This is a genomic window from Streptomyces odontomachi (assembly GCF_024435355.1).
GTDB lineage: Bacteria > Actinomycetota > Actinomycetes > Streptomycetales > Streptomycetaceae > Streptomyces > Streptomyces odontomachi.
The window spans coordinates 1,048,282-1,071,585 of record NZ_JAMJWG010000001.1 but is presented as its reverse complement, the minus strand read 5'-3'; the positions used below and the strand labels follow the sequence as shown (position 1 = coordinate 1,071,585).

Annotated in this window: 18 protein-coding genes and 1 pseudogene; 8 read left to right on the top strand and 11 right to left on the bottom strand. The window is 69.5% G+C overall.

What is annotated here, in order from left to right; all coding sequences use genetic code 11:
- Positions 1-273 precede the first annotated feature (273 nt).
- Positions 274-1,287: an alpha/beta fold hydrolase gene (locus tag NQO67_RS04575; protein ID WP_255946625.1), complete on the top strand. Its 1,014-nt coding sequence runs from the start codon at positions 274-276 to the stop codon at positions 1,285-1,287.
- A 668-nt stretch (positions 1,288-1,955) separates the two neighbouring features.
- On the opposite strand, the pseudogene tpg reads toward NQO67_RS04575, so the two are convergent.
- Together tpg and NQO67_RS04565 are read right to left on the bottom strand one after the other, a co-directional pair.
- Positions 1,956-2,281 (bottom strand): annotated as a pseudogene (tpg, locus tag NQO67_RS04570) (telomere-protecting terminal protein Tpg); the annotation flags it as partial.
- Between the two features lie 564 nt (positions 2,282-2,845).
- Positions 2,846-4,333, bottom strand: a complete 1,488-nt coding sequence (locus tag NQO67_RS04565; RefSeq protein ID WP_255946623.1) for an FG-GAP and VCBS repeat-containing protein — start codon at positions 4,331-4,333, stop codon at positions 2,846-2,848.
- Between the two features lie 328 nt (positions 4,334-4,661).
- Between NQO67_RS04565 and NQO67_RS04560 the strand changes: the two genes are divergently transcribed.
- Together NQO67_RS04560 and ligA are read left to right on the top strand one after the other, a co-directional pair.
- Positions 4,662-4,922: a hypothetical protein gene (locus NQO67_RS04560; protein WP_255946621.1), complete on the top strand. Its 261-nt coding sequence runs from the start codon at positions 4,662-4,664 to the stop codon at positions 4,920-4,922.
- 110 nt (positions 4,923-5,032) lie between these two features.
- A complete protein-coding gene (ligA, locus tag NQO67_RS04555; protein WP_255946619.1) occupies positions 5,033-7,111 on the top strand; it encodes an NAD-dependent DNA ligase LigA in 2,079 nt (692 codons plus the stop codon).
- 130 nt (positions 7,112-7,241) lie between these two features.
- Here ligA and NQO67_RS04550 read toward each other — a convergent pair whose 3' ends face one another.
- The 3 genes from NQO67_RS04550 to NQO67_RS04540 all read right to left on the bottom strand — a co-directional run bounded on the left by NQO67_RS04550 (position 7,242) and on the right by NQO67_RS04540 (position 8,946).
- Positions 7,242-8,216 (bottom strand): endonuclease/exonuclease/phosphatase family protein, encoded by a 975-nt coding sequence (locus tag NQO67_RS04550; RefSeq protein WP_255946616.1) that lies wholly within the window; start codon positions 8,214-8,216, stop codon positions 7,242-7,244.
- Between the two features lie 286 nt (positions 8,217-8,502).
- Positions 8,503-8,652, bottom strand: a complete 150-nt coding sequence (locus NQO67_RS04545; RefSeq protein WP_255946603.1) for a hypothetical protein — start codon at positions 8,650-8,652, stop codon at positions 8,503-8,505.
- A gap of 75 nt (positions 8,653-8,727) precedes the next feature.
- Positions 8,728-8,946 (bottom strand): EF-hand domain-containing protein, encoded by a 219-nt coding sequence (locus NQO67_RS04540; protein WP_255946601.1) that lies wholly within the window; start codon positions 8,944-8,946, stop codon positions 8,728-8,730.
- Positions 8,947-9,237: 291 nt separating this feature from the next.
- Here NQO67_RS04540 and NQO67_RS04535 point away from each other — a divergent pair, with 291 nt between their 5' ends.
- Positions 9,238-10,176 carry a L,D-transpeptidase gene (locus NQO67_RS04535; protein WP_255946782.1) on the top strand — a complete coding sequence of 313 codons (939 nt, stop codon included), beginning with the start codon at positions 9,238-9,240 and terminating at the stop codon, positions 10,174-10,176.
- Positions 10,177-10,277: 101 nt separating this feature from the next.
- Here the strand turns inward: NQO67_RS04535 and bla are convergent, their stop codons facing one another.
- Both bla and NQO67_RS04525 read right to left on the bottom strand, forming a co-directional pair.
- The gene (gene bla / locus NQO67_RS04530) at positions 10,278-11,249 is read right to left on the bottom strand and encodes a class A beta-lactamase (RefSeq protein ID WP_255946599.1); all 972 of its coding nucleotides are present in this window, start codon (positions 11,247-11,249) and stop codon (positions 10,278-10,280) included.
- A gap of 83 nt (positions 11,250-11,332) precedes the next feature.
- Positions 11,333-14,086, bottom strand: a complete 2,754-nt coding sequence (locus tag NQO67_RS04525; RefSeq protein WP_255946597.1) for a fibronectin type III domain-containing protein — start codon at positions 14,084-14,086, stop codon at positions 11,333-11,335.
- Positions 14,087-14,556: 470 nt separating this feature from the next.
- On the opposite strand from NQO67_RS04525, the gene NQO67_RS04520 reads away from it, so the two are divergent.
- Positions 14,557-17,649 carry an NACHT domain-containing protein gene (locus NQO67_RS04520; RefSeq protein WP_255946586.1) on the top strand — a complete coding sequence of 1,031 codons (3,093 nt, stop codon included), beginning with the start codon at positions 14,557-14,559 and terminating at the stop codon, positions 17,647-17,649.
- Between the two features lie 35 nt (positions 17,650-17,684).
- On the opposite strand, the gene NQO67_RS04515 is transcribed toward NQO67_RS04520, so the two are convergent.
- Positions 17,685-18,818: a hypothetical protein gene (locus tag NQO67_RS04515; RefSeq protein ID WP_255946584.1), complete on the bottom strand. Its 1,134-nt coding sequence runs from the start codon at positions 18,816-18,818 to the stop codon at positions 17,685-17,687.
- 264 nt (positions 18,819-19,082) lie between these two features.
- On the opposite strand from NQO67_RS04515, the gene NQO67_RS04510 reads away from it, so the two are divergent.
- Entirely contained in the window at positions 19,083-19,964 is an 882-nt protein-coding gene (locus NQO67_RS04510; RefSeq protein ID WP_255946582.1) for a GNAT family N-acetyltransferase, read from the top strand.
- 70 nt (positions 19,965-20,034) lie between these two features.
- On the opposite strand, the gene NQO67_RS04505 is transcribed toward NQO67_RS04510, so the two are convergent.
- A complete protein-coding gene (locus NQO67_RS04505) occupies positions 20,035-20,535 on the bottom strand; it encodes a metallophosphoesterase family protein (RefSeq protein WP_255946780.1) in 501 nt (166 codons plus the stop codon).
- Positions 20,536-20,747: 212 nt separating this feature from the next.
- Positions 20,748-21,260 carry a C40 family peptidase gene (locus tag NQO67_RS04500; RefSeq protein ID WP_255946580.1) on the bottom strand — a complete coding sequence of 171 codons (513 nt, stop codon included), beginning with the start codon at positions 21,258-21,260 and terminating at the stop codon, positions 20,748-20,750.
- Positions 21,261-21,562: 302 nt separating this feature from the next.
- Here NQO67_RS04500 and NQO67_RS04495 point away from each other — a divergent pair, with 302 nt between their 5' ends.
- Both NQO67_RS04495 and NQO67_RS04490 read left to right on the top strand, forming a co-directional pair.
- Positions 21,563-22,120, top strand: coding sequence for an RNA 2'-phosphotransferase (locus NQO67_RS04495; protein ID WP_255946578.1), 558 nt, complete (start codon positions 21,563-21,565; stop codon positions 22,118-22,120).
- 133 nt (positions 22,121-22,253) lie between these two features.
- Entirely contained in the window at positions 22,254-22,475 is a 222-nt protein-coding gene (locus NQO67_RS04490; protein ID WP_255946576.1) for a hypothetical protein, read from the top strand.
- A gap of 77 nt (positions 22,476-22,552) precedes the next feature.
- Here NQO67_RS04490 and NQO67_RS04485 read toward each other — a convergent pair whose 3' ends face one another.
- On the bottom strand, positions 22,553-23,302 hold the full coding sequence (locus tag NQO67_RS04485; RefSeq protein WP_308295614.1) for an ABC-2 transporter permease: 750 nt from the start codon (positions 23,300-23,302) through the stop codon (positions 22,553-22,555).
- Between the last annotated feature and the right edge of the window lie 2 nt (positions 23,303-23,304).

The following is a 23,304-nucleotide window of genomic DNA, read 5'->3' as shown; positions in this document are numbered from 1 at the left end:
CGGGTGCAAGAACCCGCCGGCGTCGGACTCGCCCACCTGCACACCGCCGCGTACGCCGAAGGAGCTTGCAGTGTGGCCGCATCGCCGAGCCTTTCGCACCCGCCGCCTACCCCGAAAAGACGGACACGACGGTAGCTACCCGAGATCCGGAGGGAAGAGATTACTCCTCTTGGGCGCTTAGCATGGGAAGTGAGATGACCGAGGTGGGTCGCTTCACCGTACTGACCCGTCTGGGGACGCACAGCGAGATACCGACTTCGGGTAGGTGAAACCATGGGAATCGGAATCGGAAAGGTCAACGAGCTCTACGCCCTCGTCTCTTCCCTGATGGCCTCCACGACTTCGAGTTCGGAATCGCGGGGCAAGAGTGACGAGCACGACTCAGCGACGGCGCCGTCACCGCCCTCCTATTCGCAATCGCAACCACCCGACGGTTTTCAATCCATGTACGCGGAAGTGAACGGCTTTCGTATGCACTACATGCGGGGTGGCGAAGGTTCACCTGTGGTAATGATCCACGGGTTCCCACAGTCATGGGTCGAGTGGCGGCAGCAGATGGTCCCACTGTCCAAGACTCACACCGTGATCGCCGTAGACCTGCGTGGCACTGGCAACTCCCAGGTTACGTCGACTGGTTACCACGCAGCACAGTTGGCGAAGGATGTGCATCAGCTACTGGTGCAGCTGGGACTCAACAACGGCGTCCAGGTAGTCGCCCACGATATAGGTATATGGGTCGCCTACGCCTACGCGGCACAATGGCCGTCAGAGGTGGTGAGCATGGCTGTGATGGAAGGCCCCATCCCGGATGACAACGTCTATAACTTCCCCGTTCTCAACGCTGACCCGGACAAGCCCGCAGTATGGCACTACGGAATGTTTCAGATGTCTCTCGCTGAACACCTCATCGCCGGTCATGAGCGTGTCTTCATCGAAGACATGATCACTGAGTACCTGGTAGGCAACAAGTCGCCGTTCACGGCATCGGACTACGACTTCTACGCCCACTATCTGAAGGAGCCCGGCCGTACGACGGCCTGGATGAATGTATACCGGCAGCTCCATACCAACATTCGAGACACTAAGGAATTCTCGGCTCGGGGCAAACTGAAGATGCCCATCCTTGCCGTCGGCGGCCAGGATTCCCTTGACGAAGTGGTCGCCGAACAATGGCGTGACTACGCCGTGAACGTCCAGGGACAAGTCCTGCATAATTCAGGACACTTCGTGACGGAGGAGAAGCCGCAGGAAGTGACGGCCATGTTGCAGTCTTTCCTGCAGAAGTAGCCCTCGAAGGCCACCGACAGGTCTCGTCTTTTGGCCCTTGCCATGGCCTGCCCTTGAGTTCGGTCCCCACCAAGGGCCCGGGGTGTCTCGCGACCAGCGCCTTGCGCGGGTGACCGGTCAGGCATCCAGAGCGATCACATACAGATCGAGGCGCAGACCCAGACACCTCCCGCTCTTGGTACACATCCGTCCCGTGCGCTCTTGGACAGATCACCGTCCGGGGAGGCCCGGACCCAGATCCTGACCCGCTTCCAAGCCCATCCGGAAGGCGAGTCTGGGCTGGCTAACGGGAGCTGAGCCGGCTATGGCACGTCGCGACTTCTACGGGGCCATTCATCGCAACAGCATCTTTACCCAGCGCCGGAATCTGCTCGCCTGGGCCAACACACACATCACTCCAAAGGATCATAGCGGCCCGCATGCCGGCCGCTATACAAATTCCAGCCCAGGAAATCGCCCAAATCACACCACACAAGGAAAAACAAATACTCTCATCGAGTCAGCGGCAGCCAACAATTATGCCACAAAAACACAACACGCCCGCACACCCTTCAGCCTGACACCCGCAGACACAGTAACGACGGCGTGCTCGCCAAGACCGAATGCGAAGACAAGCGACAGCAGATTCCGGTCTCGGATAATTGCTGCCTGTTACAAACAGGCAGCAATTAGTAGTCGAGATCCAGATAATCAATGTCGTTGATGGGTACGTCTGACAGTCCCACAGCGCGGACACCGCCATCTTGGAGGTAGATTCGTTGAATCCTTTCGCGATGATCTGGCGCATCTGCTGGTCGTTGGCGCCCTGGTTGCGGGCATCGAACAGGCGCTGTGCGTACTCCGGAGGCGGGTGCACAGTGAGGCGGCGGAACCGTCCGTCGTCGGTCGTGCCGATCGGCGCGGTGTAGCGGAACCGGGCCCTCGTCTCCACTGTGATCCCGCCCGTGGTGGCCGCCTGGCGCCGCCGGCGCCTTCGCGCCTGCGGCTGCCACCGCTGGTGTAGGAGTCGAAGAAGGCCTGCGGACTCCGACGGCGACGCTCCGCGTAGGGCGCAGCACCCGAGCGCCGCACGACATGCCCCTCGAGGAATCTCTCCTACTGCCGTCCGAGCCGATGCCAGCCGTCCCGATGGCCAGCCCTCTGGGGGCTGCGTCCGGGGTGGGCCGCCGAGATGAAGTGGGACGGGTTCCGGTGCCTGACCGATCGCGAGCATGGGATGCTCCCTCGGCCGCCTGCCCGCCTGCCCGCCCTGGTCCCGGCGCACTTCGTGGCCTTCGAGCTTGTGCACACCGCACACGGCAGTTCGCGGAGCCGACCGTATCGGGAGCGGCGCACCTTGCTGGAGGAGCTGTTCGGCCGGCAGTGGCTGGGTGCCTCGTGGACGCTGTGCCCGGCCGCGACCGACCCGGAGGTCGCTCGCTGCTGGCTGGAGTGGACGTCGGTCGGGGTCGAGGGCCTGGTCGTGAAAGGGGAAGGGGACCTCTACCCCCGGGCCGGCGCAGTGTGTGGCAGGAGTACCGGGGGCGCCACACTGTGGAGGGGTTCGTCTGGAGAAGGCTCACAGAGCCGTGTGCGGGTCGTCCAGCGCCGCGCCGAACTGCCCCGGGACACCCTCGCTGACGGTGATTCCGGCCCTCTGGCCGCAGAGATTGGCCGAACCAGCGGGCACCGGGCCGGTGGCTGTGCCGCGGGCGACCCACACGCACCCCTCGCCGTTCTCACCTGGCACGCCCACGACCAGGTCCGGATGGCGATCCCCGTCGACGTCAGCGAGGTGGACGGCCAAGCCGAAGTCGTCGTTGCCCTCCGCCGCGCCGGGCACGTCCGTGCTGTTCTGGGAATAGCCTGTGGCGCCCGCGGTGGTCAGGCCCGCTGCCGAACCGTGCAGCAGGAGGATGTTGCCCGCCGCGAAGATCGAGCCGATGGACTCGCCGGGGACGCCGATCAGCACGTCGGCATACCCGTCGGCGTCCGTGTCGGCGACGCTGAGGGCATTTCCGAACTGGTCGGAGTCCTCCGCGCTGCCGGGGACACCGGCGGTGTCCTGGTGGAAGACCTGCGGGTGCTGGTCCGCGGTGATGCCGTCCGGGCCGCCGTAGAGCACCTGGATCTCGCCGCCGCGGTGCGCAGCGCCCGTGGTGCCGCTGAGGTAGTCGTCGTTGCTGATGCCGGTGACCAGGTCGCCGTATCCGTCTGCGTCGATGTCACCGATCTGGCCGTTGTAGCCGTCCGCGTAGGGCAGGTCCAGCGGCGCGTTCTCGGTGGGATCGGTGGTGACCGGTGGGCCCTGGTCGACGTGCACCGGGCCGCGGACGTCGCCGTCGGTCGGTCCCGCGAGCCAGAACCGTTCGGCCAGTCCGTCACCGTCGACGTCGCCCATCACCACGCTACGCATGGTGCCGAGCCGCCACTCGCGATAGGAGCCGGCGGCCTGGCCTGACCGCGTGAAGGGGCCGGTGTACGAGACGCCGTCGCAGCGCGAGCCGACGCTCACCTCGGCGGCTCCGTCGCCGGTCATGTCGCCGGTGGCCAGCGCCAGGCCGAATCCGCAGATGACACGACCTTCGCTGTATCCCGCCGGCGGGGAGAGGTTCACCCCGCCGGCCAGTCCAGCGGGCCCGCCCCAGACCACGGTGACCGACCCTCTGGCCGGCTCGGTTCCGACGCTCTCACCCGGGGCGCCGACCAGCAGGTCCGCGTACCCGTCGCGGTCCAGGTCGGCCGCCGCCACCGCGGCTCCGAACCGGTCCCCGTCCTCCGGGTCGCCGGGCACGCCCGTGCTGGCCTGGGTGACGACGGTACGGCGGGCCGTGCCCACCGACGAGGCCGAGCCGTACAGCACGACCACGGACCCGGCGTACGGCACGCTGCCGTTGGCAGCGCCGGGCGCGCCCACGGCCACGTCGCGGTAGCCGTCACCGTTGAAGTCGTCCTGAACGGCGGCCGTGTTCGCGCCGTGGAACGGCGCTGCGGCGACGGGCAGGGGGGCGAGCGTGAGGGCGGCAACGGCGGTGACGACCGCGGCGCTCACGACGGTTCTGAACAATCCATCTCCTCGGTAGGTCCTGGGCGGTTCCGGCGGTTCTCGGCGGGTTCCGGCGGGTGCCCTGGAGGCCCCGCTGCCGTCGGCAGTGGATACAGAGCCTCTGCATGTGACTCCCGAGACGACGTGGAGGTTGTGCGGGCGCAGCCGACTCGGTGGACCCCTCCTTCACGAGTGCCTGTGGCACCCCGGCGGGCACTCCGGTGTGGCGGATCATCCACTACGCCGCCAACAAACCCGCGGGAGTCTGGAGAGCAGCTGTGAACTGAAAAGCGTCCGTAAGCTGAAAAGCGGCTGGGAACCACGGAACGCGGAACGGCATCATGTCGAGATGGCCGAGCTGATCGATCCGACTGTCCGCTTGCGGGCGTCGTTCCTGGCGGCAGTGAGCGAGTTCCACGAAGATCGTGACTGTGCAACTCCATGGTTCGTCAGGGACATTGAGCCTCCGGCCCTGACCGACGCTGCGGCCTTCGCCGCCTCACTTGCCAAGCCCGCCTGCCCGGTGAGACGTACGCTCGGCGCGTCCGGCCCTGCTGTGCCGCTGCCTCTCGAACCTGCCGCGACGTGTGACCCGGGCGCTCCCGAGTGACCCCGTCTCAAGGCAGGAAGCCGGTGGAGAGGCCGGGGCAAGCGGGGCTGCTCCGGGCCCGGGCGGGCGCTTCCCCGGGATTGTCAGACCCCTGGGGGAGGATGACCTGCATGACGACTTCTCTCGCCGTTGAGGCGTTGACCACCCCTGCCCAGTACCGGGACGCCATCGTCCGCGTGCGGGAGGCCGCCCAGGCGTACTACGGCGGCGACGGAGACTTTGCGACCGAGAGCGCGATGGACGACGCCACCTACGATCAGTTGCTGCTCGCGATCGCCGCATACGAGCAGGCCCACCCGGCCGAGGTGGCGACGGACTCCCCGACCCACCAGGTCGCGGCCGGGGCCGCCCCGGTCGGCGATGTCGCGCACACGGTGCCGATGCTGTCGCTGGACAACGTCTTCTCCGCCGAGCAGTTGGTGGCGTGGGGCGAGGGGCTTCAGCGGCGCCTGGGTCGTCCGGTTGAGGGCGGCTTCACGGTGGAGCCCAAGCTGGACGGCGCGGCGATCGCCGCCCGCTACCGCGAGGGGCGCCTGGTCCAGATCGTCACCCGCGGTGACGGCCGGTCCGGCGAGGACGTCAGCCATGTGATCGGCACCATCATCGGCCTGCCGGAGCAGCTCGATGCGGCGGACACCTTCGAGGTGCGCGGCGAAGCACTGTTCACGCAGGCCCAGTTCGAGCGCGCCAACGAGATCCGCATCCAGCACGGTGCCACGGTGTTCCGCAATCCGCGCAACGGCACGTCCTGCACGCTGCGCGCCAAGGACCGGCCCTACCGGTTGTCCATGACGTTCTGGGCCTACGGCGCCGTCAACCTGGACGGCGAAGCGTTCCTGCCCGAAGGGGCGTCGCATGCCGAGGTGCTGGCCCTGGTCTCGAAGGCCGGGGTGCAGACCACGCGGGAGAACCAGGCCGCGATCCAGCACGTGTCCACGGTCGAGCAGGCGCAGCAGCGCATCGAGGAGATCCAGGCGCTCCGGCCTGAGCTGCCCTTCGGCATCGACGGCGTGGTCATCAAGGCGAACAGTGCCGCCGAGCAGCAGGCGGCCGGGTCCGGCTCGCGCTTCCCGCACTGGGCGATCGCCTACAAGCTGCCCGCGGTCGAGCGGACCACGGTGCTCCTGGACGTCGAGTGGAACGTGGGCCGCACCGGAGTGATCGCGCCCCGCGCACGGCTGGCGCCCGTCGAGATCGACGGCAGCACCGTCGAGTACGCCAGCCTGCACAACCCGGCCGACATCCGGCGCCGCGACCTGCACATCGGCGACACGGTCACCGTGTACAAGGCGGGCGACATCATCCCCCGCGTCCAGGCGGCCGTGGTCACGTTGCGCCCCACGGGCGCCCTCGAGGTGCCGTTGCCCGAAGCGTGCCCGAACTGCGGCAGCGACATCGACAAGAGCCAGGAACGGTGGCGTTGCGTCAAGGGTGCCGCCTGCCGGCTGCCCGCGCTCATCGCCTACGCGGCGCAGCGTGACTGCCTCGACATCGACGGTCTGGGCAAGACGTATGTCAACGCGCTCGTCGACTCCGGTGCCGTCACCGACATCGCCGACCTGTACGCCCTCGACCTGGCGACCCTGTCCGAGGCGGCCGGAAGCGACAAGCGGGGCACCAAGCTGGTCGAGCAGATCCAGGCCGCCAAGGCCAAGCCGCTCAGCCGGCAGTTGTGCGCGCTGGGCATCCGCAACACCGGGCGCCGTCTCTCCCAGCGGATCGCCGCGCACTTCCGCACCATGGAAGCCGTCCGGGCCGCGGACGCGGAGGCCATGCAGGAAGTCGAGGGCATCGGCGCGGAGAAGGCCCCGGGCATCGTCGCGCAGATCGCCGAACTCGCGCCGGTCATCGACAAGATGGTCGCCGCCGGCGCCGCCATGACCGAGCCGGTCGACGAGGCGGCCGGTGAGGGGCCGCTGGTCGGCGACGCCGGCCGGCCGATGAAAGTCGTGGTCACGGGCAAGATGGCGGGCCCGCTCGCCGACCTCAGCCGCAGTGGTGTGAAGGACCTCATCGAGCGTGCAGGCGGAAAGGCCAGCGACAACGTCACCGCCGAGACGGCGTACCTCGTCGCGGCGCCCGCCGCGGGCGGCAAACTCAGCGGCAAGGCAGCCAAGGCGGAGAAGCTCGGCGTGAAGGTGCTCACCCCTGAGGAGTTCGCCGAACTCGTCGCCGAGTACCTCACCTGACCCGGCCTGATCCCGGCAGTGGGCGCCCCGCCCACCACGGTGCGGGGCGACGGCCGCTGCGGGTGCCCTCGTGCTGGGTGGGCGGCAGCCTCGGGCTCCGGCCGCTGCGTGATCGGTGCCGGGCGGCCGCCTACGGCGTCGTGAGCGTCACCGTCGCGTCGAGGATGCGGTGGTCGGAGCAGGGGACGTACACGCCGTTGCGGTTCTTGCAGCGGTCCGTGGCGATCGGGTGGGCGTCCTGCGTGTAGGAGACCAGCTTGCGCTCGGGGGCGAAGATCTGGTCGACCTTGGCCGGCTGCCCGCACGCGCCCGCCAGGGAGCCCTCGGTGGTCTGCTCGCCGTAGCCGGGGCAGATCGGGTCCTGGTCGTCGAACTCGCGATACGTTCCCGTGTTGTTGCCGTTGTTCGAGGAGTTGACGTTCGGCGAGTACCAGTTGTCGAGCAGCGGGTCGTTGGGCTGGGTGTTGAAGTCACCGGCGGCGATCACCGTGCCGCCCGTCGCGGTGATCGTGTCCGTTTCGGCGCGCACGGCGTCGAGCTGCGCCTGCTTGACCGCGTCGTCGAAGGTGATGTGCGTGGTGCAGAACGAGGGGTCGCCTGGCTGGGTCGCGATGGAGACGCACAGCAGCTTGCGGTCCTTGTCCCCGTCCGAGGGCAGGGTGATCCGGTCGGTACCGGTCGGCGCGAACCGGCTGAACAGGGCGACGCCGTAGGGCTGCTGGTTCGGGCCGGGGTCAGAGCCGCACAGGCGGGTGTCCACGTCCGGCATGGGCTCGAACCGGGCGAAGTTGGTCGAGCTCTGCGGCCAGCCGGCGGCCTGTAGCCCCACCAAGATCGCATGGTACTGGTCGGGACAGACCTCGTTCAGGGAGATGAAGTCCGGGTTCCGGGCGCTCAGCGAACCCAGGATCGCGTCGACGAGGCCGTTGGTGGTGGAGCCGTAGTTGATCGCGTCACCGGCGATGTTCCAGTGCCACACCTTGTACGTCACCGTACCGGCGTACGTCACCGTACCGGCCGCCTCCGCCTGCTGCACGGGCACCGCTGCCCACGAGAAGCCCAGCAGCGCGGCGAGCGCCAAGCCGTGGTTGCGAAGTCTTCGCATGTTCTCCCCTGACCTATTCGGGACATGACAACGGCATTCTCGCCCTCCCTGGGCGCCCACGTCGGGTGTCGCTGCCGCCACCCGGCCGCCGCCATGGCGATGCCAACTTGGCAGAGCGTGTCCACAACACGGTGGAGGAACTCCGCGAGACCTGCCCCGGCGGGCCGACGGATCTGCCGGCCCCCCCAACGACTCCCTCGCTAGATCCCGGCCGGCAGTTGAACGAAGAAGCCACCGATCAGATGACGTACCGGCACGCTCGGGACACCGTGGCGGCTCCCACCGGTCATGCGTCCGCGTGTCGGTGGCCAACGGAGCCGTTCTCGACGTGCCCGGCCTCGTCGAGCAGGTCGCCGGTCCGACGGCGCTCGGCCGGCTGGGCGAGTCCGGCGAGGTCGCCGGCGTGGTCACCCTTCTCGCCTCCAACGCGGCTCATGCCCTGGCGCCGCTGGGCAGGTGGTCGGTGGGTGGGCCGGGGCGGGCCCAGCACGCCGTGCCGGGCCCGGCTGCGTCAGCGGTTCATGGCCGCCCAGAACTCCTCGAAGGACATCTGGCGGTCACCATCGGTGTCGATCGAGTCGATCAGCTCCTGCGCCTCCGACTCGCTGATCTCGGAACCCTCGAGTTCCGCCACGACCTTGCGGTACTCGTCCGCGGTGACCAGACCGTCCCCATCGATGTCGTAACGCTCGAAGACCTTCCGTGCCGCTGTCTCCACGATGTCCGCCATGTGCTCCCGTCCTTCTGCGATCTTCGCTGACGGACCCCAGGCTAACCACCGTTGCCGCGAGCCGGCCGGCCACCCGGCCCGGAGTGCCCGCCCACGCCACCGGGCCGAAGGCGGGGCGTGAGCGCAGCGCAGCGAGTCTTTGGTCACGTTTTACGCGCGGCACGCAACCACGGACCCCGCCCTCACTGTCTGACAGTGGGCCGGGGCCCATCAGGGCCGTGGAATGAGAGAGCGGGGCAGGTCGTGGGACGGCGCAAGGGCGGCATAGGGATCGCACTCGTCACGGGTGTGATGCTGGTGGGTGTGAGTGCTTGCGGTGGAAGCAGCGGTGACAACGCGAACGGGGACGACGCGAAGGCGTCGGGCAAGCCGAGCACGCATGCCTCGCCGTCGCCGACGAAGCCGGCGGGTCCGCCGATGTTGCTGGAGACCATCACGCCGCAGACCGGAACGACCGTTGGTGTCGCCATGCCGATCTCGGTGGTGTTCACGAACCCGGTGGCGGCGAAGGCGCGGGCCACGGTCGAGAAGCACATGAAGGTGAGCGCCTCGCAGCCGGTGTCCGGCTCCTGGCACTGGTTCGGCGACAAGCGCGCCGACTGGCGCCCGAAGACGTTCTGGCCCTCCGGTACGACGGTGAAGATCGACGCCGACCTGACAGGCGTCAGCAACGGCAACGGACGCTACGGCGTGCACGGTTACACGCACACCTTCAAGATCGGTGACGATGTGCGCGCGGATGTCTCGGTGACCGGCCACACCATGAAGGTGACCCGCAACGGCAAGCTGGTGCGCACCCTGTCGATCAACGCGGGCAGCGCCCAGTATCCGACGTGGAACGGCACGATGGCCGTCATCGACAAGCAGGAGAAGGTTCACATGACCTCCTGTAGCGTCGGTATCAGCTGCGACAAGGGCAGTCCCAACTACTACGACCTGACACTGCCCTGGGACGTCCACCTCACCCAGTCCGGGACATACGTGCACTACTCGACCGGCGACCCGAATCCAGGCAGCGGCAGCGCCCGCGGCTCGCACGGCTGCGTCCACCTGTCCATGGCGGACGCCAAGTGGTTCTACGGCCAGGTCAAGCAGGGCGACCCCGTCACCATCACCGGCTCACCCCGTGCCAAGGCATCGGCCGACAACGGCTACGCCGACTTCAACCTGGAATGGGACCAGTGGCTCGCAGGCAGCTCCTCCGGCGAGGGGACGACCGCGACACTGTGACGCGCTGAGGTGGCCGCAACGGCACGCCACCGCCCGCTCCCGTGACCCCGTAGAACTCCCCGACGACGGCGCGACGCGACCCGGAACCCCCTTGAGTCACCTCAAGGGCGCAGCCCTTCCACCACGGCCCGGGTCGCGTCCGCGATCAGGGTGTCGTCCGAGCGGGCGTCCTTCCTGCCGCGGTCCGAAAGGACGGCGAGGACGATCGGGGCGCCCTTCGGTGGCCACAGGACTGCGATGTCGTTGCGGGTGCCGTACCAGCCGTTGCCGGTCTTGTCCCCCACGGTCCAGCCCTGCGGGACGCCGGCACGGATGAAGGGGCCGCCTGTGGTGTTCTTCTTCAGCAGGGCGGTGTACTCCTCTCGCCGGTCCGGGCGCAGGACGCTGCCCAACGCGAACCGGCGCAGATCGGTCGCCAGGGCGCGCGGGGTGCTGGTGTCGCGGACGTCACCCGGCTCCGCCTCGTTGACCCCGGGTTCGGGTCGGTCGTTGTGGGTGGTCCGGTCACCCAGGGCACGGAGCGCCGATTGCAGGCCGTGCGGACCGCCCAACCGGTGGAGGAGCACGTTGGCCGCCGTGTTGTCGCTGTAGTCCATGGCGGCCGCGACGAGTTGGCGCTCGGTCATGCCCGTGCCCATGTGCTGACGCGTGATCGGGGAGTACTCCTCCATGTCGGCCGCGCTGTAGTGCAGAAGGTGAGCGAGTCCCGCATCCGACTCTCGTCGAAACAGCACCCCGCCCTCCAGCGCCTTGAACACGGAGCAGTGGGCGAACCGCTCATCGGGACGGTAAGACACCGTCTGCCCCGTCCCGGTGTCCATGGCGTAGACACCAAGTCGGGCGTGGTGCCGGTGCTCGATCGCGGCCAGCCCGGCAGCGGCGGCACGATCCGTCGCCGCCGCCGGCGAGGACGCCACGGACGACGGCGGCGACGGCGACGGCGACGGCGACGGCGACGGCGACGCGGGATGATCCCCTGTCCCACGACCGCACCCGGCGAGCAACCCCACCACGGACACCACATACACCACGGACACCACCAGCGCAGTCGCCCGGCTTCTCGGCATGGCCATGGCCCGCAGCCTGCCGCCGGCGGCCGACGTCGTCAAAGACCGTGGGTCCTCAAAGACCGTGCGTCCTCAAAGACCGTGCGTCCTCAAAGACCATGAGTCGTCAAAGACGATGACGGGCGCGGAGTCCGGATGACGCTGGTGGGACCGTCTCCGGTCCACTTGCCCGTGGCGTCGCCCGCTTCCACGACGACGGTGTAGCGATGCCCCGGTTGCAGGCCGGTGAGCGTGTAGGTGGTCCCGGTCGTCGTCGCGGCCGTGTCGATCGGCGTGAAGGGGCCGCCACCGACGATGCGGCCGTCCACCAGCACGCGGTAGCCGGCGACGCGCTGGTCGTCACCCGCGGCCGGCCACGTCAGCGTCGCGCTGGTGCCCGTGACTGCGGAGAGCCGCAGCCGGCTGTGCGCGGGCCAGGACGGCACGGCGCCGTCGTAGCCCGGTCCGGTCGTGAGCGTGGCCGTCGCCGGGTAGGCGGTCACGTTGCCGCTCGCGTCGACGGCTTCCAGGCCGACCGTGTGCGGTGTCGCGGGCGTCAGCCCGGTCAGCATGAAGGACGTGTCGGTGCCGGGCGCCGAGCCCATCGACTTGCCGTCGAGGAGCACGACGTAGTGGTCGAGGCCGTGGTCGTCCGTCGCGCCCTGCCACGTCACCCGTCCCCAGGTGGCGCCGGCACTCGCATCGTCGACCACGACGGCGTCCGGCGCCGCGGGCACCTGCGGGGCGGTCGTGTCGGGCGTTCCGCCGGTGTGCGCCTGCGCGCGCGGGCCGGTCGTGGTGTTGCCCGTGGCGTCCCTGGCCGCCACGGCGACCTGGTACGTCAGCGCGGGCGCGAGGCCGTCGATCGTGGTGGTCGTGGTGGCGCCGTCGACGCTCTTCGCGACATGCCCGCCGACGAGGACGTCGTAGCCGGCCACGCCCACGCCGTCCTGGGCCGCGGGCCACGAGACGGTGACGGTCGTGTCGCCGGACGACGTCGTGAGGGCGGCTCCGGAACCCCAGGAGGGCGCCGCGGCGGCGTCGGCGGTGGTCCGGTTCGTCGTGCCGGCCCCGGTGAAGGTCAGCCCGGACGAGTGCTGGATCTTCCAGGGGTCGGCCGGGCCGGCGATGCTCACGTCGTCGAAGGAACTGTCGGTGAGGTGGTCGAGTTCGGCCGTCCCGGTGTTCCGGAAGGTCACGTGGTCGAAGTGCAGGCGGGTGTGCGGCCGGTCCGCGACGCCGCTCACCTGGATCGCGTCGCCGGCCGTCCCGTCCACGGTCACGTTCGCCACGGTGACGTCGTGGAACTGCGCCTTGTCCCGCGCCGGCTCGACGGTGATCGCGGCGCCGGGGTCGTTGTAGGCGGACGTGAAGATGAATCCCTGTTTGGCGAGGTCCTTCATCGCGGTGTCGCGGAACACGACATGGCGACCACCGCCCCCGTTGGTGGGCACGGTCTTCATCCGCAGGCCGATGTCCGTGCCGTCCACGACGTTCTGCTCGGCGAGGATGTTCTCGATCCAGGAGCCGGTGTGGCTGCCGACGACGACCGCGCCGTGACCGTGCCGGAAGTAGTTGTCGGCGATCCAGGCGTTCCGTGTCGGCGGCTCGTTCCCGCTGGCCGCGCCGAGGCCGGCGGCGAAGTTCATCGCGTCGTCGCCGGTGTCGAAGACGCTGTTGATGACGGTCAGGCCGTCGCCCTGGTTGAACTCGATGCCGTCAGCGTTGTTGACGTCGTAGGTGAGCAGCTTGACGTCGTTGACGGTGACGTCGTCGCTGCGCACGTTGACGAGCGTGTGGTTCGACGGGTTCACCGCCCGGAAGTCCCCGTAGTAGACGCCGTTGACGCCGCGCATCGTGATCAGGTTGGAGCGGGTCGGGTACGGCGCGGGGTTGTGGTACTCCTCTGCGGCCTGCTGGACCTGGGCCTTGGCGAGGATTCCGTTCTGCTGCACGGTGTCGCTGCTGGACTTCGCCGAGACCGGGAAGTATCCCTCGTCCAGTCCGGCCTGCTTCCAGCCGTTGCCGTCGATGGTTCCCGGGCCGACGATCCGGATGTCGTGCAGGCTGCCGTAGTCGTAGGTGTGTGCGTTGAGCAGCGAGTGATAGCGCTCGTCGGTGGAGTAGTCGTACAGCCGGAAGTGGTAGGGATACGCGTCGGGATTCGCGCTGCCGAGCAGTGTCGACCCCTGTCCCACCTTGAAGGTCATGTCGCTCTTCAACCACAGTGCGCCCGATACGAAGGTGCCGGCGGGCAGCAGTACGGTGCCGCCCTTGTCGCACGCGTCGATGGCCTTTTGGATCGCCGCGGTGTCGTCGGTCGTGCCGTCGCCCTTGGCGCCGTACCGCGTCACGTCGAACACGTGCGAGGTCGGGGTGGTGCGCCGCACGACCGTCGCGCTGTCGGGCGACTCGGTGCCGTGCGCGTCGACCGACCGTACCGTGAAGACGTACCGGTGGTCCGGGCGGAGCCCGCGTACGGTGAAGTTCTGCTCGACCACCTTCACCTGGTCGGCGTTGTCGGTGTCGGCGTAGAACCGGTCGATGAACCGGGCGGCGTCCGTCCGGTTGTCGCGCTGCGCATCGCCGACGAACCGGCCGTCCGCATACACGTGGTAGTCGACGGGCGCCGGGCCCGCGGCCGGGCGCTTCCAGACGAGGGTGACACTGGAGTCGTCGTAGGCCAGGCGCGGCACGGCCACGTCCACCGGTGACGCCGGACGCACGGTGTCCCGCGACGCACCGGACGGCGCAGCCGAAGCCGTCCGGGCCGGTACCGCGACGGCGACGGAGAGCGCCGCCACGGCGAACGACCGGGCCAGCAACCGGCGTCTGTGACGGGATACGGATGGGGTCCGGAACACTGCTCAACTCCTGTCCTGCCATGCCAGGTCACACCGGCACGCGAGTGCGGCCCGAGAGAACCGTCGTACGGCGCTCCAGGCATCCGTCACGGTCAGAGTGGAGCGCACCCGGTTCGATGCACCACCCCCCTACCGCATTCTCACCACACCAGCCACGGCGCCCAAGGGCACCAACACCCCGCCCAAGGCCTCTGACCAGGTGCGTTCTCCCAGGCCCCAGCCACGTCGCGGTGAGGCCCGGCTGGTGGGCCCGGTGGCCGTGCGTACGGGCGGGTCCCCGGATTCGACTCGATTCGCATGAGCCGGCGCGTCACGCGGGACCCGGCCCCGGGGTGGCGCGCGGGCGAGGGCAGCCGATGTAAGGGGGACCACCGGCCAACCCGGCAGTCCTCGTCTTCTGGGCGATCTCGCCCGTCGACGGCAGGTCATCTGCCTACGATGCCCACTGCGGACAACGGAGAGGTCGGGCGATGCACGGGCTCGAGATGGTGGTCGTCCGGCTGGCGTCGACGGTGGCCCAGACGGTCGCGAAGTCGGTGCTGACGCCGAAGCCGGGAGCGGGTCTGGTGGCGGACCCGGTACGGCCGTTGCCGAAGCCGGCGGGGCCGGAGAAGCTGGCGCGGGTCCTCGGTGAGCGCATCGCCTCCGCGTACGCGTCGGTGCCGGAGCACGAGAGGCTGGCGGCGGTGGCGGCGGTCCAGGACGCGTTCGCCGCCGCGGGGCCCCTCGACGCGGACCGGTTGTTCGCGGCGGACCTCGATCCCGACCGCCTGGCCTGCGAACTGCGCCGGCCCGTGGCCGACCTCGCGGAACGGGCCCGCGACCTGTATCAGGAACTGCTCCGGCTGTGCTGCGCGCACCTGGTGGAACAGCTCACGGCCCATCCCGCTTTCGCGGCGCGAGCGGCGGTGGAGCACACTCGGCGGACAGGGGCCCTGTTGCGGGAACGGCCCGTCACGGGAACGCCCGAGCAGCTCGCGCTCGGCTTCGAGCAGCGGTACGCGGACTTCGTCGCCGGCACCCACGCACGCCTGGAGCTGTTCGGGGTCACCCTGGGCAGCCGGCGCCGTGCGGAATGGCCGCTGGACACCGCGTACATCAGCTTGACGGTGCATGACGAGGGCGCCCATGTCGAGGAGCCGTACCGCGAAGGGCTCGGGGACGCAGGAACCACGCGTACCTCGGTGCACGCGGAGCAGGCCCTCTCCGGCTGTGCCCGGGTGGTGCTGCGGGGACCGGCCGGGTCGGGGAAGTCGACCCTGGTGCAGTGGCTGGCGCTCAACGCGGCACGGCAGAGCTTCGGCCCGGAGCTGGCGGACTTCAACCGCTGCGTGCCGTTCGTGCTGCGGCTGAGGTCCTTCAACACCCTGGAGGGCCTGCCCCTGCCGGAGGACTTCCTGACGGCGGCGGGCGTGCCGTTGCGTGCGCCACAGGGGTGGGTTGAGGAACTCCTCGGCACCGGAAGGGCTCTGGTGCTCGTGGACGGTGTCGACGAGGTACCACCGAGGCTGCGCACCCGCACCGAGCAGTGGTTGAAATCGCTCATCACCGCGTTTCCGCAGGCACGGTACGTGGTGACCACACGCCCGTCCGCCGTGCCGGAGGACTGGCTGGCGGCACAGGGCTTCACCGTGCACACGCTGTTGCCGATGGAGCGGGACGACATCCGGGCGTTCATCCGGCACTGGCACGACGCGGTCGGCCGTCAGCGTGCCGCGGACGACGAGCACGAGTCGCTGGACCGCTACGAGGCGAGCCTGAACCAGGCCGTGACCACGCGCAGGGACCTGGGCCGGCTGGCGACCAACCCGCTGATGTGCGCCCTGCTGTGCGCCCTGAACCGCGACCGACGCATGCACCTTCCCCGCGCCCGCAAGGAGTTGTACGACGCGGCCCTGGACATGCTGCTGGTCCGCAGGGACACGGAGCGGGAGATCACGTCCGTGGAGGGCGTGTCCCTCTCCCGGGACGAGCAGACGGCGTTGCTCCAGCGACTGGCGTACTGGATGATCCGCAACGGCCAGGCGGAGGCGGCCCGCGACGACGCCGTCGCGATGCTGGACGAGTGGCTGGCCGCCATGCCGCAGGTACGGGAGCAGGGCGATGCCGACCAGGTCTTCTCTCATCTGCTGATCCGCAGCGGCCTGCTGCGTGAACCGGTCCCCGGCTACATCGACTTCGTGCACCGCACCTTCCAGGACTACCTGGGCGCGAAGGCCGCGGTCGAGGCCCGTGACTTCGGCGTCCTGGTCCGCAACGCCCACGACGACCAGTGGGACGACGTCGTGCGCATGGCGATGGGACACGCCCGCGTGGACGAACGCGCGCGGCTGCTGCGGCAGTTGCTGCGCCGGGCGGACCGGACGCCACGCCATCGGCAGCGCCTGCTGCTCCTTGCCACGGCGAGCCTGGAACACGCACCCGAACTCGACGCGGCGGTGCGCCAGGAAGTGCAAGACCGGGCGGCCGAACTGGTGCCTCCCCGGTCCGATGCGGAGGCCGAGCAGCTGGCCAAGGCAGGTGAGCTCGTCCTGGAGCTGCTTCCCGGCCCGGAGGGACTGGACAGTCGCACCGCGAGCGCGGTCGTGAAGACGGCAGCCCTGGTGGGAGGCGACGCCGCCCTCGCGGTGATCGCACGGTTCCGTGCGGACACCCGCCCCGGGGTGATCCGTGAGCTGGGGGAGGCTTGGGCGTCCTTCGACGCCGGGGAGTACGCGGACCACGTGCTGTCCGCCCTCACACCCGAGGCCCACGTCAATGTGAACGCGGCACCGCAGCTTGCCCAACTTCCGCGGCTGCCCCAGCTCAGGCGCATCACCCTGAAGGGGTTTCGGGGCTTCCCCGCCGAGATCACGCAGCGCGACGGGCTCGAATACCTCTTCGTCGACGCGGATCCATCACTGCGCGACCTGTCGCCGCTGGCGCTGCTCCCCGGCCTGGCCACCTTCGTCATCATGCGCTGCACGAACGTGCAGGACCTCGAACCCCTGCGCGGCCTGCGCCTGCAGCACCTCTATCTCCACGATCTCACCAGCGGCATGTCCCTCGCCCCCCTCGCGGACATGCCTGCCCTGAGCCATCTGACCCTGGGCTTTCCCGCCGATGTCACGCGTGCCGGAGACATCCCCGCAGGCCCCGGCCTCACCGCCCTGGTGTTCACCAGGAACAGCCAGGACATCACCCTCGACGGGCTGGACCGCTGGGGTTCGCTCGACCTGCTCATGGTCGTGGGCGACGCCCAGGCTGCGCAGCTGAGCCGCCTGAGCCATCCGCCCCACCTCAGGAAGCTCACCATCCAAAACCAGTCAGCCCTCGATTTCGGCTCCCTCCTGCGCCATCAGGAGCTGACCGAACTGACCCTGCGCGAGTGCACGGTGACTTCCGGCCTGGCCGCCCTCAAGGAACTCCCCCATCTCACCCGGCTGAGGCTGTGGAACTGCAAGGGCACCATCGACCTGTCACCGCTGGCCGGCCTGGGCGACCTCGTCGTTCACCTCTCTGACACCACCGACGCCACAGGCCGCGAACACCTCCCGGTGCACCGGCTCAACCCTGACCGCTGATGTCGCACCCCGCAACGCCCAGGCCACGCCGCCGCTCACGTCGCGCGAGGCGGCGGTTCCTCGTCCCGGTGTCCGGCCAGCCGTAGCGTCAGCAACGCCACCAGTCCTGCCGTGACGCCGAAGGTGAGGGCGGCCGGGACGCCTTCGCCGAGCCTTGAGAACAGGTACACGGGCCCCCGGACGGTGGCCGTGTCGTCCACCGCCATATGGAGCACTTCACTCACCAGCAGCCCCAGCACGGTTGCGCAGACCGCGCCCACCGCCATCGCCGGCACCGTGGTCCGGGTGAGCAGGCCGGGCAGCAGCCGCAGCGCCCACCACACCACGGCCAGCAGGACCACGTCGGCGGCTCGGTACAGCAGCCAGTCCCCCAGCTGCGTGGTCGACGGGCCCGTCCAGGCGCCGAGCAGCAGCCACTCGCGCAGCAGGTCGCCGGGCTCGGCCAGGATCCCTCCGCCGTTGAAGGAGGTCTGGATCCGCGCCGCCACCGCCTGGTACGAAAGGATCACCAGTGACACTGCGATCACGGCGGTCCCGGCGCTCGCGGCCAGGCGGGCAGCACGCGGCGGCACACTGCGCCGCGGCAGCGGGTCGTCGCCCTTGGCGGTGACACGCGCCACGAGCACCGTGAGTACGGCGGTCAACAGCGCCGCGAACACCGTGACCGGCCCGCTCGACGCGATCGCATTCGCCAGCTGCGGCAGGCCTCGGAAGCTGCCACGGCCCTGGGATGCGATCAGCCACGGCGCGGATATGGTCACTGCCAGCGTTCCGGCCACCGGCCCCCAGGTCCACAGCGCGAGCAGGGTGGCCGGCGTGCGGCCGTGTGCCGGCGGAATCCTGCGGACCACCAGCAGTGCGCCGGCCAGGAAGAACACGAAGACCGCCACGAATCTGATCTGCATCGCGGTGCTGTACAAATCGGCGTACGGGGTGCCTGCGCCCGCCCCCGTCACCCCGGCGGCGAGCCCTCCGGACGGCAACGCCGTCGGGGAGTCGTACGCCCAGGGCGTCAGCCACCGCCTGATCTCGATCACGGAGTCGACGTCGAACACGCCCGTGGCGCCGCGCAGTTGGAGTGCCTGCGCGCTCGCCCCCGCCCACCACAGCAACAGCGTCATCAGCAGGCCCCCGACGAGTGCCGGTATCACCGCGCGCCGATAGGTCATGCGCCTTCCCCCCACCCCTGGCCCCGTGGCCACTCCCCGTTTCGAGCAGCTGAAGAATAGAGGGCGGCGTTGATCGCAAGCGGCCGTGCCCAGCCACGCCGTTAATCCGTTGCCCGGAGGCTGACGGGCAAGCTAGGTTCTCCTCGCCGTCCGTGGTCGTGCGGGCCGGCGCCGTCGACGAGGAGGTGTGGAGCACATGCGCAGGAGTGCCCAGCAGGTGAGCACGCGTTCGTTCCCTTGCCACCTCCTCACGACGGAGACACCTTGTCGCATCACCTCACCCCACTGACCGACCCCGCTCACCGGCCGCACAGCCAGCGTCTGGCATGGCTGGCGTCCGACGCCGACTCCAACCCCGTCGGGACGGCCTTTCTCCGCCTGTTCACCGATCCGGGGCAGCAGCATCTGGCCGAACTGACCCTCCAGGTCCATCCGGTGGAACGTCGCAGGCGCGTCGGTTCCTCGCTCCTGGACGCCGCCGTGGCCGCCGCCCGGGACGACGCCCGACGCTGCGTCATCGCGCAGGCCGCAGCCGGGTCGCCCGGCGACCGCTTCCTTGCGGCGCGCGGTTTCCGCAAGGTCCTCACCCTCAGGTTCACCCGCCTGTCACGGGCCGACGTGGACACCACCGCGCTCGCCGGGATCGTCGAACGTCCACACCCCGGCTATCGGCTGGCGTCCTGGCGGGGAACCGTCCCCGACGACCTCGCCCAGACCTTCGCCGCCGCACGTCACGCCATGGACGACATGCCCATGGACGACACCGACTACGGCACCGTGACCTGGGACGTGGACCGGGTCCGAGCCGCGGCCCAAGCCGTCGAACAACGCGGGGACCACCTGCACACCGTCGTCGCCATCGACACCGGCGACGGTTCCATCGCCGGGTTCACCGAACTCGTCGTCCCAGGCGACGGCACCGGTGACGCCCAGCACTACGGCACGGGAGTGCTGCCCCGGCACCGCGGGCACGGCCTCGGCCGCTGGATGAAGGCCGAGTCGATCCGGCAGGCCCATGAGCAGTATCCGAGCCTGGATGGCCTGCTGACCGACACCGCCGACAGCAACACGCACATGAGGAACATCAACCAGAGCCTCGGCTACGCACCCACGCACACGACACACCAGCACCAGCTCGACCTCTAGCGACGAGCGAGACGACGGGCCGGACCCGGGGCAGCTCCCGTCCGGCCCGTCGGAGCCGGTGCGGCGGTGGTCAGCGCCTCGGCAGTCGGTGCAGCGTGACCTCGCCCAGCGCGCCGCTCGCCACGACGGACGTCATGTACGTGCAGTACGGCTGCCGTCTGCGGTCCGTCGGCGATCCCGGGTTCAGCAGCCGCAGACCGCCGGGCGCGGCGGTGTCCCAGGGGATGTGACTGTGGCCGAAGACCAGGACGTCCAGGTCCGGGAAGCGCTCGGCGCAGCGTGCCTCCCTCCCCCGCGCCGTGCCCGTCTCGTGAACGACGCCGAACCGCAGACCTCCCAGCTCCGCCCGAGCCACCTCGGGCAGCCGCTCGCGCACCTCGGGACCGTCATTGTTGCCGAACACGCCGATCAGGCGTTGTGCGCGTGCCTCCAGCAGGTCGAGGGTGTCGACGTCGATCCAGTCCCCCGCGTGCACGACGACGTCGGCCTGCTCCACCTCGTGGAGCACCTCGGCGGGCAGCCGTCTGGCGCGTACCGGCAGGTGGGTGTCGGAGACCAGCAGCAGCCGCACCGGAGCGTGCGGGGGACCCGGGCGCGCAGGCTGGGGACGGGGTGTGCGGGGCACGAGCGCTCCGTTGGTTCCGGTCGGACACTCTGGATCAGGGGTTCGTCGGCGTGGCTGCTTCCCAAACTAGCGCCCTGGACCTGTGATCAGTGGCATCGACCGGGCAACCATGCCGCCGTGCCGTTCGCGTTCCCCGGTCGGCTGGCGGCTCGGTACGGTCAGCGGTCGGGGGTGGCGAGGTCGTTGGCCAGGGCCATCGGGGTCACGTATCCCGGCCAGCGGCCGTCGTCGAACAGGTGCACACCGGCGTCAAGATACGCCCGGTCGGCCAACTGCGAGCAGATCATGTGACCGGTCGACTCGATGTAGCGGCGCAGCCTGGGCACCGGGAGGTGGAAGCGGTGTGCGGCGAGGGCGAGGTAGTCGAGGAACGAGTACGGGATGTCCTGGTACTTCTTGGCGCATGCGCATATCGCCGTGCGCTGGTCGTGGGTGAGGTCGGCCGGCGACACGTACAGCACGTCCCGGCCGTCGTACTCCGACACCTCCGCGATGACGGCTCCGCCGGGCATGGCCTCGATGAGGCGGCCTTCCGGCAGGACGACGAACGCGTGCTGGTAGGCGCCGAACCCGTCGCCGTTGAGCCACTGCCCCACCTTGATGAGCAGGCCGACGGGGCCGGTGATGCTGGTCAGCCCGATGTCGCCGGGCTGCGGGTCGGTACGGATCACTAGGGCCTCCGGTGCGGGGTGCGGGTGATTTTGGCGAGGGGTGCAGGCGATGCGAGGCGGTGCGCAGCCAGATGTCGACTCGGGTGTGTTCGAGCGCAGTTGCGGCTTGGTGATACCCCAAGTCCGTGGTGGTCGACACGCGTGCCGGAGCCACTGGGGCGCGTATCGAGCCGTGATCAACGAGTGGCCCGGGTGGGTGAAGCCCTGATCCAAGTCGCCTCTCCTCGCGGCGGTCGGTTTGGTTTCCCCGGCGGCCCGTAATCCGGGCGACAGCCGGCACGGCAGAGGGCACCCTGGCCCCTGTGAACGAGAACCGAAAAGTGAAGATCTCCAAGTACCTGGCCAAGCACCTGCGCCATCAGCCCGAACGGATCGGGCTCGTGCTCGACCCGCACGGCTGGACCCCAGTGGACGACCTGCTACGCGCCGCCACCGCACACGGCTTCCCCTTCACCCGCACGGAACTCGACGAGGTCGTCGCCGACAACGACAAACAGCGCTACGCCTTCGACGCCGACGGCACCCGTATCCGCGCCAACCAGGGCCACAGCGTCACCGTGGACCTGGACCTCCCGGTGGCCGAACCCCCTGAGTGGCTCTATCACGGCACCGTCGCCCGCTTCCTGCCCACCATCCGCGCCGAGGGCCTGCGCCCGATGAACCGCCACGCGGTGCACCTCTCCCCGGACCACGCAACCGCGGTGCAGGTCGGCGCACGCCGTGGCCAGCCCGTCGTCCTGGCGGTGCGGGCTGGACAGATGCGGCGCGAGGGCGGATTCGAGTTCCGGTGCAGCGCGAACGGGGTGTGGCTGGTGGCAGCCGTACCCGCCGAATGGATCTCGTGGCCTGCCGACCATTGACCATCGGCCGTTCGCTACCGAGCGCTGGCTACGGAACGGTGACCAGCGGCCGCGGGGCGCGGCGGCGGGCGGTCCGCGATTCATCCGTGGCTGTGTGCACCGCACCCGTCGATCAGTCATAAGCTCGTCGGCCATGCAGATACCTGGACCCACGTCACCGATCTCGCGCCGCCTGCTGGGCATCGCCGTCCTGGCTGCCGTGTTCGCATCCGGCTGGTACCTGGGTCAGCCTCTCAGCCCTCCCGAGTGCGAGGTTCACGAACGCACGTACAGCGACCACTTCGAAGCCATCATCTGTGACCCGGACGACGACAAGCCCCGCGTCCTGGCCTGGTTCACGGGAGACCTGCGATAGCCGTGTGTGGGATGTGCCCTCACCGTGCGGGGACGCTGTTCGTTGGTCGAGGCGGGGCACATGGCGGTTTCGCCACCTCACGCGTCGCGTCGGTGCAGGGCCCACCATCCCGCGCCCACCGCAAGCGCCGCCCAGCCAGCCGTGACCACAAGGCCCGCCCAGGGGCCCAGTACCCCGTGCGGCGCGGTGTGGAGCATCTGCTGGCCCGCTCGGTCCGGGAGGAACTGTCCCACCCTTCCGCCCCGGTCGGGGCCCAGGATCGGGGAAAGCAGGCAGACCAGCGGCACGAGCAGTCCCAGCGTGGCGACCGGGCTGCGCAGCACCGCCGCCGTGCCGGTTGCGAGCAGCGACAGCAGCGCGAGGTAGATGCCGCAGCCGAGTGCCGCGCGCACGGGGTCGGGGGCGTCGAGCCCCACCCCCTGCTCGCCCAGCAGCGGTTGGCCGACCAGGACGGTGCCGAACCCCGCGACCAAGCCGGCGGCCAAGGTGGCGCCGCCGAGGACGATGAGCTTGGCCGTGTAGAACACACCGCGACGCGGTACGGCCGCAAGCGACACGCGCACCGAACCGTGGGTGTACTCGCCCGCCATCGCCAGGGCGCCGAAGCAGATGGCCGCGATCTGGCCGAAGCTGATGCCGAAGAACGAGAACCACAGCGGGTCGAAGTCGCTTTTTCCGGTCTGCCGGGCCCCCGCCAGCCCGCAGGCCAGCGCACCGAAGCCGATCGTGACCACCGGCGTGCCGGTCAGGGCGGTGACAAGCCCCCGTACGGAGCAGACCTTGGCCCATTCGGCGCGGGCCGCAGAAATGATCACGTTAGTGGTCATGG

Excerpts from the sequence above, each read along its gene's own strand:
- NQO67_RS04575 (WP_255946625.1), top strand. The coding sequence starts at position 274 with ATGGGAATCGGAATCGGAAAGGTCAACGAGCTCTACGCCCTCGTCTCT.
- NQO67_RS04560 (WP_255946621.1), top strand. The coding sequence starts at position 4,662 with ATGGCCGAGCTGATCGATCCGACTGTCCGCTTGCGGGCGTCGTTCCTG.
- ligA (WP_255946619.1), top strand. The coding sequence starts at position 5,033 with ATGACGACTTCTCTCGCCGTTGAGGCGTTGACCACCCCTGCCCAGTAC.
- NQO67_RS04550 (WP_255946616.1), bottom strand. The coding sequence starts at position 8,216 with ATGCGAAGACTTCGCAACCACGGCTTGGCGCTCGCCGCGCTGCTGGGC.
- NQO67_RS04545 (WP_255946603.1), bottom strand. The coding sequence starts at position 8,652 with ATGAGCCGCGTTGGAGGCGAGAAGGGTGACCACGCCGGCGACCTCGCC.
- NQO67_RS04540 (WP_255946601.1), bottom strand. The coding sequence starts at position 8,946 with ATGGCGGACATCGTGGAGACAGCGGCACGGAAGGTCTTCGAGCGTTAC.
- NQO67_RS04535 (WP_255946782.1), top strand. The coding sequence starts at position 9,238 with ATGCTGGTGGGTGTGAGTGCTTGCGGTGGAAGCAGCGGTGACAACGCG.
- bla (WP_255946599.1), bottom strand. The coding sequence starts at position 11,249 with ATGGCCATGCCGAGAAGCCGGGCGACTGCGCTGGTGGTGTCCGTGGTG.
- NQO67_RS04520 (WP_255946586.1), top strand. The coding sequence starts at position 14,557 with ATGCACGGGCTCGAGATGGTGGTCGTCCGGCTGGCGTCGACGGTGGCC.
- NQO67_RS04515 (WP_255946584.1), bottom strand. The coding sequence starts at position 18,818 with ATGACCTATCGGCGCGCGGTGATACCGGCACTCGTCGGGGGCCTGCTG.
- NQO67_RS04490 (WP_255946576.1), top strand. The coding sequence starts at position 22,254 with ATGCAGATACCTGGACCCACGTCACCGATCTCGCGCCGCCTGCTGGGC.
- NQO67_RS04485 (WP_308295614.1), bottom strand. The coding sequence starts at position 23,302 with ATGACCACTAACGTGATCATTTCTGCGGCCCGCGCCGAATGGGCCAAG.